Genomic DNA, 17,673 nt, shown 5'->3' on the forward strand with positions numbered 1-17,673 from the left:
CACCCACAGTAAACGCCCCCTTCATCGAACGGAAGGGGGCGGTAACAATTAATGCTTCGGCTCTGCTACCGGATAGCCAATCAGCTCTTTACGCAGCAGCCGCTGAGCTTTCGTGGAGAGCTCATCATACGTCTCCTGAGGAATTTGGATCGTGCCTGTGCCCGGTCCGCTCGCCGAGTAGATCAGCGCGATATTCGGACGATGTTTGTCCGAATGGTTAGGCGTGCCGCGGTGCCAGACTCTGTCATCCCGAATGAGGATGGAGCCTGCTGGCATTAGCATTTTGATATAATGCATATGCTCTGCGAGCTTCGGCTTACTGAACGCATTCGGCGCATACCAGCTGTCTGGATGCAGATGCGTCCCGCCAGGCCACACTTCCATCGGACCGTTGTTCTCTGTCACATCAACGAGCGGATAGTTTACGACCAGGTTCGCAATCGGCAAATTCGCATCATACCGGTCACCGTAACGCGACGATGTGTCCGCATGGACAGGCTGCTTCTGCTGGCCTCCCGGCATTGCAGTGTTCGTCGCAAAATACGTCATAAAGCAGTCTTTACCCAAAATTTGATCCACGATCTCCGTGACGAACGGGTTCGCAATGACCGCCTCATCGCAGAACGGCTTAATGAATGGCAGATAGAGCCGCACATGGTTTGTCCCGTCGTTAAACCCGTTGCCTGGATTCAGAATCTCTTCGCGATGCTGCTCAAAGTAAGGGTCCAGAATGGACACATAGCTGTCAAACAGCTTCTCGACCTGCGCTCTTGGCAGCACTTCCTCAAACAACACATACCCGTTCACCTTAATAAGCTGCACAGCCAGCTCCAGCGTCTCAGGCGATAACCGCCCGCTTGCTAATTCTTCAGCGCTAAGTCTCATCCTCGTACATCCTCCCATATCGGTTTGATTGCGTTGAATTCACTTGAACGTATAAGCTGCTTCTATTCCATTGTGGAGAAATCTGGCTGCTTGTTTACCGTAATTTCTTGGTGCTCTCCCGAACGATCAGCTCATTGTTCAGCACCACGTTATGATCGACTTCCTTGCCTTCGAGCATCTCGATGAGCAGCTTCGCCGCCGCCCAGCCCATGTCGTAGTTGTTCTGATGAATCGTCGTCAGCTTCGGCACACAGTAGGAGGACAGAATAATATCGTCATAGCCGACAATGGATACGGAATCCGGCACTTTCCTGCCCCGCTTCTCGAGCGCGCGCATCGCGCCAAGAGCCATCAGATCACTGGAACAGAATACCGCCGTAACACCAGGATGCTCGTCCAAAATCCGCAGCATCACTCGCTCGCCGCCATCCTCGGAGAACTCGCCGTCCCATATTTTGGACTCATCATACGCAATCCCGTTCTCCCCAATCGCTTTCTTAAAACCTTTCAAACGCTGCTCGCTCACATGCGCCGCCGGGTACCCGTTAATCATCGCAATATTGGTATGGCCCTCATCTATCAAATGCTGAACAGCTTTGCGAACGCCTTCGATATTATCGGTCGTGACATTGCCGAGATGCTCGTTCGAGAACGGAATATCAATGAGCACACAAGGGAATTTCGACTTCTGGATGACTTCCTCTAAGTACGGGTCGTCCACTCTAAGCCCGAAGATGATGGCCCCGTCGACGTTGCGCTCCTTGCACAAATTGTAATAGGACTTGATCCGCTGCTTGGACGGACTCGTACTGAAGAGCAAAATATCATAATTCATCTCATTGGCCCGTTCATTGATGCCTATCAGAATGTCAAATGCGAGAGTGTCTTTCCCGCCGGTATATTTCAGCTCTGAGAAAATAACGCCAATCGTGTTCGTCTTGCTCGACACCAGGCTGCGCGCAACCGCATTCGGCGAATAGTCCAGCTCATCGGCAATCGTCTTGATCTTCTGCTTCGTTTCCTTGCTTACATCGTCATAGCCGTTCAGCGCCCTGGACACCGTTGTTATCGATACTCCGGCAATCTTCGCAATATCTTTAATCGTCGCCATACGATCCACCTGCCAAAGTATGTAGTGTTTTCACGCATAATTCCAGTGATATTCCATTCATCTTGCTGTCTCTGCAGCACGCGCTGTACTTAACAGCCGGTCAATCAGGATGGCTGCGTTTCTTAGCTTTGGAGACTTGTCCAGGATTACTCACTCCCTTGGTCATTTATGTATGAGTTCGGATACTATTTAAACAGTAACAAATGCATATGAATTTTGAAAGACTTGTTCTGATGACTCCATATCTTACGGACCCATAAGTAGGCAGACACTCACAAAAAAGCGGCCACTCCTAAGAGCAGATGCTTTCGATATAAGATCCTCACATCGTACTAAGCCGCAGTTCATAAAAATACTGCACGATTGGATGCTTTAACTTGATCGTCTCGCCCATGTTCAACACCCGCTTTTTCCCAACACGTCTGTCAACCAATGCCAAGATATTCAATAAGATATCCTGGCTCTCCATACTCGTCTCTATAGATTGGGATAAAAATTTAGTCGCTACAACATTAAAGTTTGATTTACTTAATGATGACTGCGCTAACATGAGCTCTTTTGCAAATTCAGATATTTTTCTACCTCTTGCAATGACTTTTAGGCGATCCTCCGGAACTTGCCCCTTGGTTTCTTTTCTGATCGCTTCCAATTCATCATTATGGATAGGAATTTGGATCGTTGGATCATTCTTAATTTCCAGCTCCGTCTGATACCATCGGATTAATGTCGTTGCATCACTCATATTGAGCACATTCTTCTTATCGACGGCAATATAACAAAGTCCTGCTTTATCGGGTAAATAACGGTAGCTGGTTGCAAGATATTGCACCCTCCCGAGTAGCGCAGGGCTGAGAAAACTCTCCAGTTGTTGCTTCAATTTGCTCCAGGACATGTCTTCCTCCTATGTTCAATACGATGCATACCTATGATGGCAGTCATTCTGTTATCCATCATACAATAAACGGGCACATCAAACCTACTTAGTATAACTGATCATGACCTCTGAAATCGAACGAATAAAAGACCTACCCTCAAGGGTAGGTCTTCTTCTTTCTATATGTGTAGTTTGTTAGTCTTAATAAGCACCGAATCCCGGGTAGTAGTAGATTTGACCGTCATACTCATCGACTTTGTATTCCCTGCCACCCCAGGCGATGACGAGGATTTTATCCCTGTCCATCTCTCCTTCGAGATACTCGGCATATTGCTTGGGAATCCCGAGAGACCTCATCTTGGCACGCAGCTCATCGCCGGTCGAGCGGAACACATTGGCAATCGCCGTGCCGACGCCTTCAATGAATACGTCAATCTGCTCGGCATCCGTATTCTTGGCGATTCTCTCCGTCCTATCCTTGTCGTGGGTCAGTACGAAGATGTTGTTTGAATCGTAGCCTTCGCCGCGGAAGCGATTGATTTCTCGTTGAACCTCGTTCAAGTTGTCCACTGTGTGTACCTTCGTCGTCATCGTTTCGGTTGTCATTGTAATTCCTCCTCTTTATGAATGTTTAGAATTGGTTGAAGCTTGAAACTAGCAGCTTGTAACTATACTCGCCGTCTTCCGAATATCAATGAAAGCAAGAACATAACCAGGAAGACTACGAATAATATCTTCGCGATGCCAGCTAACGCGGATGCGATTCCGAGAAAGCCGAATATGCCAGCGATGATTGCGAAGATGAAAAACATCAGTGCCCATCCTAACATATGAATCACCTCTTCTTCCGTAGTAGTCTGTTTCCCTTGCTTGAAAGTGGATTAACCTAGAGTGATTAACGTTGAAACAACTGATGTTGGAAATACCCCACCATTTCTCGTGCCTTATTCTGCTATTAATCGAAAGGATTATTTCGGATGAATTTCACAACGAAATGAGCTTGTTTCATATCTGTCCAAGCCGTGTAAGAATGCTCACGGTTGCAACACAATTCTAGAAGGTGGTGTTGATCGATGAATAAACATAAGGTACATGTTAACGGCATCGATATGGTATATGAAGAGTGCGGTCACAACAACGAAAGAGCGATCGTACTGCTACATGACTTCTGCCGCTCTTCTCTTTATTGGCATAAGGTTTGTCCACAACTCAGCAAGCATTATCGGGTCATATTACCGAATCTAAGGGGCCATGGAGGAACCGAGGTCCCAGGCGGAATCTATTCGATGGAGACGATGGCAAACGACATTCTGGGCTTGATTGATTTATTGGGTCTGGAAAAAACGGTGATCTTCGGTCACTCGATGGGCGGCTATGTCACGCTCGCCTTCGCGGACCAATATTCCCATCGGTTGTCGGGCTTCGGCTTGATCCACTCCACGGCGCTTCCCGATACCGACGAGATGAAGGCCCAGCGTCTTCAGGATATCGAATCCATCAAGCGGGATGGCATCTATGAGTACGTGGTGAAGATGACCGAAAACTTATTCGTTGAATCCACGCGGGAGGAAATTCCGGATGAGGTTCATCGGATAAAATCCGTAGGGAAAGTCATGAAGCCTGAAGGCGCGATTCACTCGCTTGAGGGGATGCGCATACGCAAGGACCGCAGCGCGGTGCTTTACGAGGCAAACTTCCCGGTGCTGCTCGTCGCCGGTGCGGAGGATGACGTGATTTCCCCGGATGAGGCCTTCGGCGTGAATGATGAAAAAGCAGTGAGGTCCATCTACAGTTACCCTCATATTTCCGAGAATACGTTCGAGGGCGTCGCCCACATGAGTCTCGTCGAGGTGCCGGAGCAGCTTGCTCGCGTGCCATCCATTGCGGAATGGCCTTAAAGCCTGCTGCCGAACCCTCTGAATAGCGAGTCAGATTCATTCCTTCGTTAAAACAAAACAGCCACCGCCAACTGGATTAATGGCAGCAGCTGTATATATCGGCGTTAAGCCTTGTTCTTAATAGCTCCAATCACTTCTTCTGCTTATAAAACTCGTGATACAGTTTCATCAGAGCCCGCTTCTCAATACGCGACACATAGCTCCGCGAGATACCAAGCTCCTTCGCAATTTCGCGCTGCGTCCGTTCTTCCCCGCCTGCGATCAGCCCGAATCGGCCAACGACGACTTCCTTCTCGCGGTCATCCAATATATCTAAGTTCTTATAGATTTTGCTCTTCTCAATTTTCAGCTGAACCTTCTCCGCCACATCATCGGCTTCCGTTCCGAGAATATCGATCAGAGTAATTTCGTTGCCCTCTTTGTCCGTCCCAATCGGATCATGCAAGGATACGTCCTTGCGCGTCTTCTTGAGCGACCTCAAATGCATAAGTATCTCGTTCTCTATACAACGAGCCGCGAACGTCGCTAGCTTCGTGCCTTTGCCGGTCTGGAAGCTCTCAATCGCTTTTATGAGCCCGATCGTGCCGATTGAGATCAAGTCCTCCAAATCTTCGCCAGTGTTGTCGAATTTTTTCACAATATGTGCGACCAAACGTAAGTTATGCTCGATGAGCAGGTTGCGCGAAACTTGGTTGCCCTCTGCCATGAGCTGCAAGTGCTTAAGCTCATCTTCTTCATGCAGCGGCTGAGGGAATGCGTTATTTTTGACATAGGAAACAAGGAGCGACAGCTGCTTGATAAACAATGCGATCGCCGCAAACAATCCGGGCATCGGAAAGCCACCTCCATGCAATATTGCCACCTGCCAAGGAGCTTCCTCCTTACGCGTAATGACTAGTGAAGACTGTTCTACAGTGTATGTAGGCAGCGGCCTAGAAGTGCATGTACCCCAAAAACACCCCTTACCAGATCACTAAAGATAACGTTCACGAGTACGCGAATTAGGGGTGCAAACTCCTTAAGATTTGATTAGCTTGCTGCTAACCATTTTCTCTAAACCGCCAGAGCCATCGCCCACAATAAAAATTAATTATAGGAAACCGCTTCCTAGCAGTGAACACTTATAGTACGATAACAACTAACTACTGCCAAAAGGAAGCGAAGAGATGCCTGTCAATTTAACTTATTTCCTGTTCTTCTACTTCTTTCTGTACATGGGTAATGCCGTCTATGGAACGTTCATTCCGCTTTACTTTCAACATGTCGGATTTACCCAGTCACAGATTGGGACGCTGCTTAGCTTAGGTCCGCTCGTTGCCATCATGGCACAGCCGGTCTGGGGCCTGCTCAGCGACCGAGCTAAGACGAAGAACAGCATTCTACTGATGCTCATCGCCGGAACAGGCGTCAGCGTTCTGCTATTCCCGCTCACCAACATGTTTTTGCTGTTGCTGCTCTTCATTTGTATTTTCACTTTCTTCCAGTCATCCATCTTCACGATTAGCGATGCCGTTACACTAGAGGTGCTGGATAAGCGTGGCTCAGGCAACTTTAGCCTCATTCGGATGGGAGGGACATTCGGGTTCGCGATTATGTCGATACTGTTCGGGCTGCTCGCGCAGAAGCGAATCGACTTGCTGTTCATCGTCTACACGCTTATTCTCGTTGCTTGTCTGCTGCTCGCGCTTCGTTTTCCGAAGATCGAAGGCCATCAGAAGCGAGGCAGGAAAGTATCCGTCTGGGTTCTTTTCCGCAACCGGAAGCTAATGCTCTACATCGGCGCGAACTTCGTGTTCCAAATTACGCTCGGCTACTACTACGCCTTCTTCCCGCTCTACTTCAAAGAGCTTGGCGGCGACAGTGCTTGGCTTGGCTGGTCAATGGTCATTTCATCGCTGAGCGAGGTTCCGTTCCTGCTGCTGTCGAGCCGCATCTTCAAGCGCGTGCCCGTGTCGTTCATTTTGCTTGGCGCCGGCGCTGCTGCCGCACTTCGCTGGTACTTGAGTTCAATCGTGCATCATGCTTACTTGCTGCTGCCGATTCAGGCGCTGCACGGTCTGATCTTTATCGTCCTCTCCGTCACGATGGCGATTGTCATCAACAAGGAAGTGCCGAATGAGCTAAAAGCAAGCGGCCAAACGCTGAACGGCCTGCTCTCAATGGGCGTTGCTCGAATTATCGGAAGCTTCTTCGGCGGTATTACGAGCGAAGCAATCGGCATGCGTCAGACATTTTTCTACAACTCGGTTATTGCGACGGTCTGCATCGTTATCTTCGCATGCGCCTTCTGGTACCAACACGCTCAGGATAAAATAAAAAGGCCGCCAGGCATTCGCCAGCAGCCTCAATAACCTATTACTTATCGGTAGAGTCAGCGGGGATATCCGCTGGCTTTATTTGTTCTGTCTGCTTTAAAACAAGGAAGTGTCCCTTCGCATCATAAACGAAATGATAAACATTGATATATTCCTGTCCAGCACCGTATCCTCCTGTAAGGATCAGCTCACCTCGCTCATCGTCCACCTTGAAATTGTGATATGGCAGCTGACCGATGTATGGCCAAGTCAGATCATCCTGCACATGCAAGGACACCGGGAACGCTTCACCCTCCTTCACTCCGAAGAAGTACGTCTCCTGAGCGTGGCAATCTGTATACCTCGGAACGAACGCGAGAAGTTCCGCATCTCCGAGCTTGAATGACTGCATCGTTATTGGAGCATCGGTTCGTTGGATAATTTCAAAATCACTTGGGAATGTGAACACAGCAGCCGAGTCCTCCGCACTGTCTTTCCCTGTTTTCTCCCAAAATGCTTCGTAATCCCCCTGCCATGAAATGTCCGTTTCCTGACCGTAGCAGCTAGGCACGCCAAGCGGTACGGCAGCTGCACGCGTTGCTGGCTTTACGATTAATTGCCCGCCAGCAGCCTCGCCAATTGCCCGCACGGAGTTGTCTACTTTCTCAATTTGCTGTGCAGGCTGCTCATCTTGCTCACTTTCCTCTGCCTGTTCAGGCTGTTCACTCTGCTCAACCTGCTGATCCGCTGTCGCAGCTGTATTCGTCTTCTCGGTGTTCCTGTTCATGCAGCCGCAGCATATCAAGACAATCAGAAAGCCGATCAGTAACAGCTGTCCATGAAACCTCATCCTCGACTTCACTCCATGCCCCTCCCCATTCTCGCCGCTACTACTGACGACGGGATGAATTACAATGTTACAGCCCCTATCCCATATTTTCAAAATAAAAAGGAGAGCTTCACGCTCTCCCTCCCATTTATAGCGATGAAGGTACTTTACCCGCAATTTCCGCAAGCGTGACCGGACGGTTCTCCTCCATCGAGAGGTAGGCTCCGAACACCATTTGCATCGTCTTCAAGTTATCCTCTACGCTGTTCTCCGGCTCGCGATTCTCTTCAACCGCACGCATCAGCTCGCCCATCGTTCCCATGAACGCATGCGGAAACCATTTGCCATGCAGTCTTGGAGAAAACCAGTAGTCCTCGTGAATCGCTTTCGTATGGAAGCTGATCGTATCTTCGCGTCCGACCGGATAGTTGTATAACGATCCATTCGTCCCTTTAATAATGCCTTCCGTTCCTTCAAACCGATACGTCGCGTACCAATCATCCTCTGTAGAGATATGATTATGATTATCATGAATGATGCCGCGTGCTTCGCCTGCGAATTTCATATGAAGCAGCGTCCGAGTCTCGCCAATCGTCTGCTGACCAGGGAAACGAGCACCATCCGCATAGACATACTCAGGCGTCCCGAACAAGAACCGGATCGCATCCATGTAATGAATGCTATGGTACATGAACTCCAGCGTCGGCATCTCCCGCAGCCAGCCCCAGTTGGCAAAGTCCTGCTTCACATTCACTTGAATCGAAGCCTGCAGCAGCTCGCCAAGCCAGCCTCGCTTGATAATGGTATGGCTTGCGCGAATGCTTGGCGACCAGCGCATCTGCTGGTTGACCGCACCTTTCACGCCATACTTGGCGCAAGCATCACGAATGCGCACCGCCTCCGGATACGATTCCGCGAGGGGCTTCTGGCACAGAACATGCTTGCCCGCAGCAGCCGCACGCTCAGCAATCGATGGCTGCACCTTCGCTGGAACTGCCAGATCTGCGAACTGAACGTCAGGATCGGCAAGCAGCTCATCCAGATCCCTATATACCTTCGGGATACCAAACTTCGCGGCGAGCTGCTCCGCGCGCTCCTTGTTCAGATCGAAGATGCCCACTACGCGCAGCCCCGCCATCTCATAGGCTGGCAGGTGACAAGCCTCGATAATCTCGCCCGCTCCGATAATGCCAATGCCCATCTCTTTATTGGCAGGGAGCTGCGGCTTATATTCCAGATCGAGCCAATCCTTTGCTATCGAATTCATCCCTCGCATACCTCCGTCTAAAATGGTTTACAAGCTCGGACCGATCCGATTAATGCTGAACTCTTGATGTCCCAGCACTTCCGCTTTCGTCCATTTGCCTTCTGCGACATCCATAATCTCTTGCCAGATTCGATCTCCCGCTTGTTCAAGGCTGCCAGTTCCGTCTAACATATCGCTTACGTCGACATCCATATTATCTTCCATCTTCTGGAACGTCATCTTGTTGCCTGTAATCTTAATAACAGGAATAACCGCTGCGCCAGTTGGCGTTCCACGACCTGTCGTGAAGCAGACGATATGTGCACCGCCAGCTGCCATACCCGAAACGCATTCAATATCATTTCCCGGGGAATCCATGAAGTAGAGACCATGATCCGGAATGTTTTCCGCATACTCAATAACGCCTTTAATTGGAGCCTTACCGCACTTGCTAATGCAGCCAAGCGATTTCTCTTCAATCGTGGACAAGCCCCCTGCAATATTGCCTGGACTTGGATTGCCACCGCGCATATCGGCGCCCATCCGCTGCACTTCGTCTTCGAAGCGGTTCACGATATGATAGAGCTGATCGGAAATCTCCTGTGTCTCGCAGCGCTCTGCTAGCAGATGCTCCGCACCGATAATTTCCGTCGTCTCTCCGATAACGATTGAGCCGCCTTCAGCAATAAGCGAATCCGCCGCTGCGCCTAGAGCTGGGTTCGAGGATAAGCCTGATGTCGCATCAGAACCGCCGCATTTAACGCCAACCTTTAATTTATTCCATGGAACAGGCACTTTTTCCTGCTTCTCGAGATCAGCCATCATCTGCTTCGCAAGCTCTGCTCCATGCGATATCGCCTTCACCGAACCGCCTACAGATTGAATATCGAAGAATTCAACCGGTTTGCCGGTCTTTCGAATCTCTTCAGCTAGCGCAGCAGGATCCACAACCTCACAGCCGAGGCTAATAATAAGGACAGCACCTACGTTAGGGTTTTTACCTGTCCCAGCGAGTACGTCGAACGTACGGTCCTTGTCTGCGCCGATTTGGCTGCAGCCATGCTGATGCGGAATTGCCACCGTGCCAGGCACCATTTGCATAATTCGGTTGCATACTTGGTTGGAGCAAATAACAGTAGGAATAATGAGCAGATGGTTACGAATACCGATGTCCCCATTCGCCCGTTCATAGCCCATGAATGTTCCGTTCATCATTGTGCTGCTGCCTCCTTCGAGCCGAGGTCTCCGCGTCCGCGAATCCCTTCAATATTGTGTACATGTACATGCTCACCGATAACGATTGTTTTCACTGCTCGTCCAATAACTTCCCCATATTTGCGAACATCCGCGCCTTCTTCCATAGCAACAATGGCCACCTTATGACCGAAAGGAATAGGATCAACTAATGTTACCGCCCGTAGACCTTCTGAGTTCCGGTACTGAACCGTTTCTCCTGCCACCATATCGCGAAGCGCTGTCGCAACATGATCGCGTTCATCCATATAAAGCGCATCAGTGCCAGATTCAATGTGATGCTCCATCGTAAAGTCACCTTCCATAATGAAATAGGATAGACAAACAAGCTGTAAGTCCGATATATTTTATTATAGAAACGATTATACAGAATAGAAATAATCATTTCCGCTGAAAATATACCTTTTCTTGTCCTACCTGCAAATCATCGCAAGGAGCTGACGCTGTCATGAATCCGCTTCGCAAACATTTTGACGTCGATACCTCGCTTCCGGTCGAGCTCGTCCTGCGCAGCACGAAGAGTACACAGTCCGAGCTGCCGGACCATCTGCATGACTGGTTCGAGATTATATACATCCATAGCGGCTCTGGTTCGATCTTCATTAACCATACGTTCTATGAGCTGCAAGCTGGCGATCTGTTTCTTATTCCAGGCAATACGATACACCGGACGCTTCCGAATCCCGAACAGCCAATCACGTCATCAGCGATATTTTTCAGCAGCCAATATGTTCAGGCGACCGTCATTAGCAAGGATGCCTTCTCGTATCTTCGGTGCTTTGAGACGGCTAAGTCGAATCGGCATTACAAGCTCGAGCTGCTTCCCTCTGAACAGCAGCGACTCGAAGCAACGATTGATGAGCTTCAGGAAGAGCTTCGGCTCCGTCAGTCTGGCTACCGGCAAGCCGTTCTGCTGCTGCTGCAAACCATCCTTCTTCATCTGAACCGTAAAGACAATCCCGGCGATATTTCGCACCCCCACAGCGGACATAACAGTCCGACCTGGCTGCAGGCAGCGCTTAATCATATCGACGATCACTTGACCGATAACCTGCAGCTCACGGCTCTTGCACGTCGCGCCGCTGTAAGTCCGTCTTATTTCTCCAGAACGTTCAAGCAGATGACTGGCCTCAGTGTTATCGAATTTATTATCGCGAAGCGAATTACGATGGCCAAGGAGTTACTGCTGACAACCGATCACACCATTGCTGAGATTGCGGTTCAATGCGGCTTTGAGAGCCTTCCTCACTTCTACCGCATGTTCAAGAAATTCGCTGGCAGCACGCCGAACCACTATAAGAGCTCCATCTAAGCACTCATCACACGCAAAAAACGCTGCGTCCGCTCAAGGTTCTCACCTTCAGCAGCGCAGCGTTTTTACGTTCTATTTAAGGTCTGCTGGGAACACAAGCCCTTGCTGACGTCTTGCTTCATCCAGCACGTTCATCACAGCGAGCGAATTTGCATGCGTATTCACCGGTGATTGTCGCTCGCCCGTACGGATCAGCTGCATAAACTGCTCTGCTTCATAGCTCATCGTAGGACGATCATCCGGTCTCGAAATATCCTCGACCCGACCATCACGGTAACGGATTTGGATATGCTTCGGAATGTTGATGCTATCGATTGTCATCGTACCCTCTTCGCCTTGAATTTCGGCGAGCAGCGATGAATTGGAGATTTTCGAGTACATAATCGTAGCATTCATGCCGGCATACTTCGCGATCAAGCCGCCCTGGCCGTCAACGCCAGACTCCAGCATAATGCCGTTAGCGGCAATCTCCTCCGGCGCACCGAACAGCACGACCATCGGATAGATGCAGTATACGCCGAGATCCATCAGCGCACCATTCGAGAATTCCGGCTTGAATGCATTCAATACTTGTCCGTTCTTATAAGCGTCGTAACGCGAAGAGTATTGGCAATAGCTTGCAAAATATCTCCGAACCGTCCCAAGCTTCGGCAAATTATCCACAACCGCTTGGAAGCCAGGGAGCAGCGTGCTCTTCAGCGCTTCCATGAACACCACATCGTGCTCCTTCGCCGTTTCAATCATCCGCGCCAGCTCGCGTGCATTCGACGCAGCAGGCTTCTCGCATAGCACATGCTTGCCGCCGCGCATACAGATCATCGCCTGCTCAGCATGGAAGGATGTTGGCGAAGCGATATATACTGCATCAAGCTCATCGCTTGCGGCCATATCAGTCAAATTCGTAAACGTGAATGGAATGCTATGCTTGGCAGCAAACGTATCTGCTTGCTCCTGCGTTCTGGAATATACAGCAGTAAGTGTGAAACCCTCCACCGTTCTAGCTGCCTCGATAAACTGTTCTGTAATCCAATTCGTACCGATAATGCCGAATCTAATCATGTTGTCCTTTCCTCCATTTAAAAATTTAACCGATAAATCGCCTTGTTCTCCAGCCCCCGAATCGGCGCCGTCCATGACTCATCATCAGGAATTGTTGCAAAAGCATCCTCTATCATTTGCAGCTTCGCATCCATCGAGTCGATATGATGCAAGGCAACTGCCTCTGCCAGCTGCGGCTGCACCGGGCTGCCCCACTCGCCTAGATTGTGATGGGAGAGGACAAGATGCTGCAGCGCCATTATGCGCTCAGCGTCCGGATCAATGCCAAGATAAATCGCCGCTTCCGTGATCCACAGCGATGCCTGCGAAATATGTCCGATCAGCTTACCAGGCGTACTGTAATCCGAAACGATGCCAAGCTCGGACACCAACTCGACGGGCTTCGCGATATCATGAAGAATGATGCCCGCTTTAATCAAATCCGCATTGAGAAAAGGCCGCTGTTTGCACAGAAACTCGCCGATCTCCAGCATTCTTACAATATGATACACCAAACCGGCGTAATATGCATGATGATGCGTCTTCGCAGCAGGAGCATGAAGCAGTCGATCACCGATTTTGTCCAAGCAATATTGAACGACCGAGCGTATATCCTGATCCACAATGCTATCCTTGGTGGCGTAGACTTTTGCAAACAGCTCATCCGGTTCTACCGGCGCTGAACGTATAAAATCGATTAAGCTGACACCATCCGCTTCCGTCGTCCTGCGAATACGGATAATTTTCACCTGCAGCTTGTCCCTGTACAGCTGTGCTGTGCCTTGAACCTTAACAAGCGACATTGCAGTGAAGCTCTCTTTATCCGATTGTGCGGCATCCCAAATTTTCGCCGAAATCTGTCCGGTTGAATCAGACAGCACCAGATTCATAAAATCCTTCGGCGGCGTCGTATTCGTCTGCTTCACTTCGCTCTCCTTAATGAGATAGAAGCCCACGAACTCCTCGCCATCGCGCATATCGCGCACGTTTGTCATAAGTAACTCTTTCATCCTTTAACCTCCAACCCTTGCTGCATATCTCATAACAATTCGAGATGAGTGTCATCTTTTCCTCTAAAATATGACGCAAAAAAAACCATACCGCCCGATAAGCATCGGATACAGTATGGTTTCCCTCGCGTTTAGTGTGTATTGCTCAACATATTCCGAACCATTCGATCGAGCATGTCTTTCGGGAGAAAAGGGGCGAGCTTCGTTACAAGCTCAGTATCGAACGTAACCGACTCTGCAAGGCCCACTAACTTCTCGACATTCTCCCTCTGTAGAAAGGGAGCTATTGAAACAAGTGTATGCGTATCGATGGATCCTTCTGCCACTCTCTCGATAAGCTGGTTTAGACCTTTCTCGCCCAGGAAAGGGGCGAGCGCTTTCACGACGGACCAGCCCACAACACCGTTGTCTACTTTCTGCATGAGGCGGTCGAGTTGGCTTTGCTCAAGAAAAGGCGCCAATTTCGTGATTTGATTCAGATCCATGACATCGTTCGATGCTTTATCGACTAATTTGCCGATCATCTCTGAGCTTGCGAACGGTGCGAGTCTCTGAACGTACTCTAAGCTGATCTCGTCACTTCCCAAGCGACGATCAAGCATTTCATCGACGAGGTCTGTGCTCAGGAATGGAGCTAGCTTCAGAATCAATTTCAGTTCACGGTTCGTATTATCGTCCTCTTTAGGTTCATGGGACTCGTGATCATGATGATGCTCATGATGATGATGGTCGTGATGATGATGCTGATCGTGATATTCATGATGATGCTCATGCTCATCTTCATGTAGCTGCGCCTCGATCTGGGCTTCTACCTGTGCTTGTACCTGTGCTTGTACCTGTCCTTCTACCTGAGCTTTTATTTGCGCTTCTACCTGTGCTTTTATCTGCGCTTCTACCATTGCTTCAATCTGGTTGGCTCCCTCATCTTGCCCTTCCTCTGCCGCAGCAACTGGCGCCAGTACCTCCTGCAACGCTTCTTCTTGAAGCTCCTCTTCATGAAGCTCCTCAAGTGGAGCTTCAATTACAACCGCCACAGGAGGAACAACCTTCCGTTTCTCTCCGGCCAGCAATTCTTCGATCGTTAGACCGAAGAGCTTACTGATTGGCGACAGCAGGCTTATATCCGGCATTGACTCGCCGCGCTCCCATTTGGATACAGCCTGATGGGTAAGACTTAACTGTTCGGCAAACTCAGCCTGCGTCATCCCATTTTCTTTTCTAAGCTTAGCAATGAAAGCCCCGATTTTGTAAATATCCATTGTATCTAACGCCTCCGCTTCCGCAATTTGTACAGCGCGCACTGTCTGGATGTAGAATAGCACAGCGACAGGCCTCGGCCTATCAAGCATCAGTTGAACAGGTCATTTCAACTGTCGGTTGAATCGCTTTTCTACTGCCTTTGGCATACATCACCATCATTGGTACGCTCATAAGAAACGAAATAACAATAAAGATCAGCGGAAACTTCGCATTAATCGTATATGCCCAGCCACCGATCAACCCTGCAGGGAAAGTGAAGATCAGAATCAACACACCGAGTATCGAGAAAATTTTCGCTCGATTGTCATCGTCGATCGCATTTTGAATGGAGGATTCCAAGTATGGGCTCGCGAGAAGTCCGCCAATTGCCATAACGACTGTGCTGACTATTGTAGCCGCAATGTTGCCTGGACCCGCTCCAAGTAAAATAATGAACGAAGCTGCCGAAATCAGGAAGCCCCAGATCATATAACGATTGGCCAGCTTTTCTTTGAGCCGCGGTGTTGCCGTGAGCAGGAACAGAATCATTGCTGCTGACGAAATCGCCGGGAATATCGAGATAAGCGCATCATTAATATGCAGCGCATCCACCCAATAGACCGACAAGTACGTATTGCGAAGCGTCATTTGGAAGTTGAACAGAATGTAGACGCCAAAAATAATCATTAGTGGCCTATTCGTAACAATGAGCTTTAGCACGCCCTTATACTCAGCCAGCGTATCCGAAAAGCTGATCTTCGAGCTCTCCTGCATTTTTTTGATCCCAATTTCCGTCTCATGCGTGTTGAGATGTCTCATAATCATCATGATCGTCATCCCGACGAAAGCGATAAGATACATGATCCGCATTCCAGGAACAAGTGAATAATGGCTTACAAGCAAACCGCCAAGCGGCGCAAACAGTCCGCCCACGACGTTAATAAACATTAGAATCGTAAAGATGATGGAGCGGTTCTCAGGCTTCGTATCCTCTACAAGTAGACAGTACCATGCTGTCGTCGGTACGCGCTGAAAGCTGTTCACGATCGCTGCGACCAGGAAGAACCAGAAGTTCTGCGATACTGCCCAAATTAATGTCGCGACGCTCCAGCTGAGGACGTCGTATACGAGCAGCGCTTTTCTTCGACCCATCTTGTCCGTTAAATGGCCGCTAATAAGCGCAGTGAAAATCTGGATCGCCATGCCGATCGACGTGATCAGTCCGATCTGCGTTTCATTAACGCCAAGCTCAAGCATATAGATTGAGGCATACGTCATGTACATATTGAACGGTAATAAAAAAAGGGGTTCATATAGCAAACAGTTTCTTGCATTGCCTTGAATCCTACTCCACACTAGCGGCATCTCCTTGGTATACGTGATGTTATGATTTCAAACCATATTTGCGCAGCTCACGGCCGAGCTTCCCAGTCAGCATATAGCCATACATGCGAAAATCTGCCCGCAGCGACCAGACTGGGTGACCGAATGTTGCCGGTTTGTTTCCTTCAATGAAGAAATGGCTAATCCATGCAAGCCCATATGCAATGACCGGTGCCAGCAGAAACATCCACCATTCGATCAGGAAGCTTGCTGCAATGCAGAGCAATACAGAGGTTGTCCCAACAAAATGCCATCCCCTCGTCGTCGCCTTGCGATGCTGGGATAAATAGAATGGCCAAAATTGCTCATAATTTGGAAAAGAAGGCTTCGATGCTTGATTCGTCATTTCGTTTTCAGTCCTCCGAGAATAAGTAAAATACATAACGGTATATATTCGAAAGCGCTATCACAAAATCCTTTAAAAAGACGGTTAGTTGTTAAACTAACGATTGCTATGATGTACCTTCTCTTTTCCATTCTTGAGGAACATGCAACCAAATTGCGAGGTTCATACATGCAATAAAACGTTCACTATCCGCGAATTCCCGTATATAGTTCCATGCTGCTTCATTGTAAACATTGATTTCGTTACTCGAAACCGTACCATATTCTAATTTTTCATATACGTTTTCTGGAAGGTCATAACTTTCATTATTAATCCCTATTTCACTGAACCAACCGTCAAAATGAACACTCTGGGGACCACCCAATCCATGAGGACACCCGATGTGATTTTTGTTTTCCTCTGTACAATGACACCACCAAGATATACCGTTGATTGCTATTCCGACTTTCGAAAGTCTTAAAATTAAGATTTCAATATGTCTGAAAGTAGTAATTATATCAATAAAACCAGAACCAACGGGTTGTGCTTTATTTTCTTCAAGTAAGTCTTCAATTTGTTTTTCAGTATGATTTCATGGTGTGAACGTAAATAGTCCATGTATTTCATTTAATCACGTCCAATGCATATTCGTTAAAGGCGCTTGAGAAGCCTGCCCGTTAGGTCAGCAAAGCGAAGTCGTTCGTCGAAGTTTATTGTTTGTCTCATTTACATTAAACGGGCACGAAACGACCAACATGTGCCCATATTTGTTCGGTATATTCAATGATCAACATTAGGAAATAACATAGCCATAAACAAAAAACCGACCATATCAATATGGTCGGTTATCTGTGCTTGGCGACGTCCTACTCTTCCAGGACCCTGCGGTCCAAGTACCATCGGCGCTGGAGGGCTTAACGGTCGTGTTCGGGATGGGTACGCGTGGTTCCCCTCCGCCATCGCCACCAAACGGTG

19 protein-coding genes and 1 rRNA gene are annotated in these 17,673 nt (G+C 48.8%); 3 read left to right on the forward strand and 17 right to left on the reverse strand.

What is annotated here, in order from left to right:
- Positions 1-48: 48 nt before the first annotated feature.
- The 5 genes from AC0LWF_RS11890 to AC0LWF_RS11910 all read right to left on the reverse strand — a co-directional run bounded on the left by AC0LWF_RS11890 (position 49) and on the right by AC0LWF_RS11910 (position 3,700).
- Positions 49-885 carry a phytanoyl-CoA dioxygenase family protein gene (locus AC0LWF_RS11890; RefSeq protein WP_474651727.1) on the reverse strand — a complete coding sequence of 279 codons (837 nt, stop codon included), beginning with the start codon at positions 883-885 and terminating at the stop codon, positions 49-51.
- A 94-nt stretch (positions 886-979) separates the two neighbouring features.
- Entirely contained in the window at positions 980-1,996 is a 1,017-nt protein-coding gene (locus tag AC0LWF_RS11895; RefSeq protein ID WP_474651728.1) for a LacI family DNA-binding transcriptional regulator, read from the reverse strand.
- Positions 1,997-2,318: 322 nt separating this feature from the next.
- The gene (locus tag AC0LWF_RS11900; RefSeq protein WP_474651729.1) at positions 2,319-2,888 is read right to left on the reverse strand and encodes an SF0329 family protein; all 570 of its coding nucleotides are present in this window, start codon (positions 2,886-2,888) and stop codon (positions 2,319-2,321) included.
- A 183-nt stretch (positions 2,889-3,071) separates the two neighbouring features.
- The gene (locus AC0LWF_RS11905) at positions 3,072-3,476 is read right to left on the reverse strand and encodes a YflT domain-containing protein (protein ID WP_474651730.1); all 405 of its coding nucleotides are present in this window, start codon (positions 3,474-3,476) and stop codon (positions 3,072-3,074) included.
- Positions 3,477-3,538: 62 nt separating this feature from the next.
- Positions 3,539-3,700: a DUF1328 domain-containing protein gene (locus tag AC0LWF_RS11910; RefSeq protein WP_474651731.1), complete on the reverse strand. Its 162-nt coding sequence runs from the start codon at positions 3,698-3,700 to the stop codon at positions 3,539-3,541.
- A gap of 243 nt (positions 3,701-3,943) precedes the next feature.
- Here AC0LWF_RS11910 and AC0LWF_RS11915 point away from each other — a divergent pair, with 243 nt between their 5' ends.
- A complete protein-coding gene (locus tag AC0LWF_RS11915; RefSeq protein WP_474651732.1) occupies positions 3,944-4,768 on the forward strand; it encodes an alpha/beta fold hydrolase in 825 nt (274 codons plus the stop codon).
- 130 nt (positions 4,769-4,898) lie between these two features.
- On the opposite strand, the gene sigK is transcribed toward AC0LWF_RS11915, so the two are convergent.
- On the reverse strand, positions 4,899-5,600 hold the full coding sequence (sigK, locus tag AC0LWF_RS11920) for an RNA polymerase sporulation sigma factor SigK (protein WP_308638773.1): 702 nt from the start codon (positions 5,598-5,600) through the stop codon (positions 4,899-4,901).
- 334 nt (positions 5,601-5,934) lie between these two features.
- Here sigK and AC0LWF_RS11925 point away from each other — a divergent pair, with 334 nt between their 5' ends.
- Positions 5,935-7,119, forward strand: a complete 1,185-nt coding sequence (locus tag AC0LWF_RS11925; protein ID WP_474651733.1) for an MFS transporter — start codon at positions 5,935-5,937, stop codon at positions 7,117-7,119.
- Between the two features lie 4 nt (positions 7,120-7,123).
- Here the strand turns inward: AC0LWF_RS11925 and AC0LWF_RS11930 are convergent, their stop codons facing one another.
- The 4 genes from AC0LWF_RS11930 to AC0LWF_RS11945 all read right to left on the reverse strand — a co-directional run bounded on the left by AC0LWF_RS11930 (position 7,124) and on the right by AC0LWF_RS11945 (position 10,678).
- Entirely contained in the window at positions 7,124-7,924 is an 801-nt protein-coding gene (locus AC0LWF_RS11930) for a hypothetical protein (protein ID WP_474651734.1), read from the reverse strand.
- A 115-nt stretch (positions 7,925-8,039) separates the two neighbouring features.
- Positions 8,040-9,158: a Gfo/Idh/MocA family protein gene (locus AC0LWF_RS11935; protein ID WP_474651735.1), complete on the reverse strand. Its 1,119-nt coding sequence runs from the start codon at positions 9,156-9,158 to the stop codon at positions 8,040-8,042.
- Between the two features lie 27 nt (positions 9,159-9,185).
- Positions 9,186-10,349, reverse strand: a complete 1,164-nt coding sequence (locus AC0LWF_RS11940; RefSeq protein ID WP_474651770.1) for a UxaA family hydrolase — start codon at positions 10,347-10,349, stop codon at positions 9,186-9,188.
- Positions 10,349-10,678: a UxaA family hydrolase gene (locus tag AC0LWF_RS11945; protein ID WP_474651736.1), complete on the reverse strand. Its 330-nt coding sequence runs from the start codon at positions 10,676-10,678 to the stop codon at positions 10,349-10,351. The genes AC0LWF_RS11940 and AC0LWF_RS11945 overlap by 1 nt, the downstream gene beginning before the upstream one ends.
- Before the next feature lie 161 nt (positions 10,679-10,839).
- On the opposite strand from AC0LWF_RS11945, the gene AC0LWF_RS11950 reads away from it, so the two are divergent.
- The gene (locus AC0LWF_RS11950) at positions 10,840-11,703 is read left to right on the forward strand and encodes a helix-turn-helix domain-containing protein (protein WP_474651737.1); all 864 of its coding nucleotides are present in this window, start codon (positions 10,840-10,842) and stop codon (positions 11,701-11,703) included.
- Between the two features lie 72 nt (positions 11,704-11,775).
- On the opposite strand, the gene AC0LWF_RS11955 is transcribed toward AC0LWF_RS11950, so the two are convergent.
- The 7 genes from AC0LWF_RS11955 to rrf all read right to left on the reverse strand — a co-directional run bounded on the left by AC0LWF_RS11955 (position 11,776) and on the right by rrf (position 17,668).
- Complete coding sequence (locus AC0LWF_RS11955) at positions 11,776-12,762, reverse strand: Gfo/Idh/MocA family protein (RefSeq protein WP_474651738.1); 987 nt, start codon at positions 12,760-12,762, stop codon at positions 11,776-11,778.
- A 17-nt stretch (positions 12,763-12,779) separates the two neighbouring features.
- Positions 12,780-13,736, reverse strand: a complete 957-nt coding sequence (locus AC0LWF_RS11960) for a 3'-5' exoribonuclease YhaM family protein (RefSeq protein WP_474651771.1) — start codon at positions 13,734-13,736, stop codon at positions 12,780-12,782.
- 146 nt (positions 13,737-13,882) lie between these two features.
- Positions 13,883-15,010: a helix-turn-helix domain-containing protein gene (locus tag AC0LWF_RS11965; RefSeq protein ID WP_474651739.1), complete on the reverse strand. Its 1,128-nt coding sequence runs from the start codon at positions 15,008-15,010 to the stop codon at positions 13,883-13,885.
- Between the two features lie 82 nt (positions 15,011-15,092).
- Positions 15,093-16,346, reverse strand: coding sequence for an MFS transporter (locus AC0LWF_RS11970; RefSeq protein WP_474651740.1), 1,254 nt, complete (start codon positions 16,344-16,346; stop codon positions 15,093-15,095).
- Positions 16,347-16,374: 28 nt separating this feature from the next.
- Positions 16,375-16,719, reverse strand: a complete 345-nt coding sequence (locus AC0LWF_RS11975; RefSeq protein ID WP_474651741.1) for an Mpo1-like protein — start codon at positions 16,717-16,719, stop codon at positions 16,375-16,377.
- Positions 16,720-16,825: 106 nt separating this feature from the next.
- Positions 16,826-17,083, reverse strand: coding sequence for a hypothetical protein (locus tag AC0LWF_RS11980; RefSeq protein WP_474651742.1), 258 nt, complete (start codon positions 17,081-17,083; stop codon positions 16,826-16,828).
- A 468-nt stretch (positions 17,084-17,551) separates the two neighbouring features.
- Positions 17,552-17,668, reverse strand: a 5S ribosomal RNA gene (gene rrf / locus AC0LWF_RS11985).
- Positions 17,669-17,673: the final 5 nt, after the last annotated feature.

It is taken from the genome of Paenibacillus sp. sgz302114 (assembly GCF_056120345.1).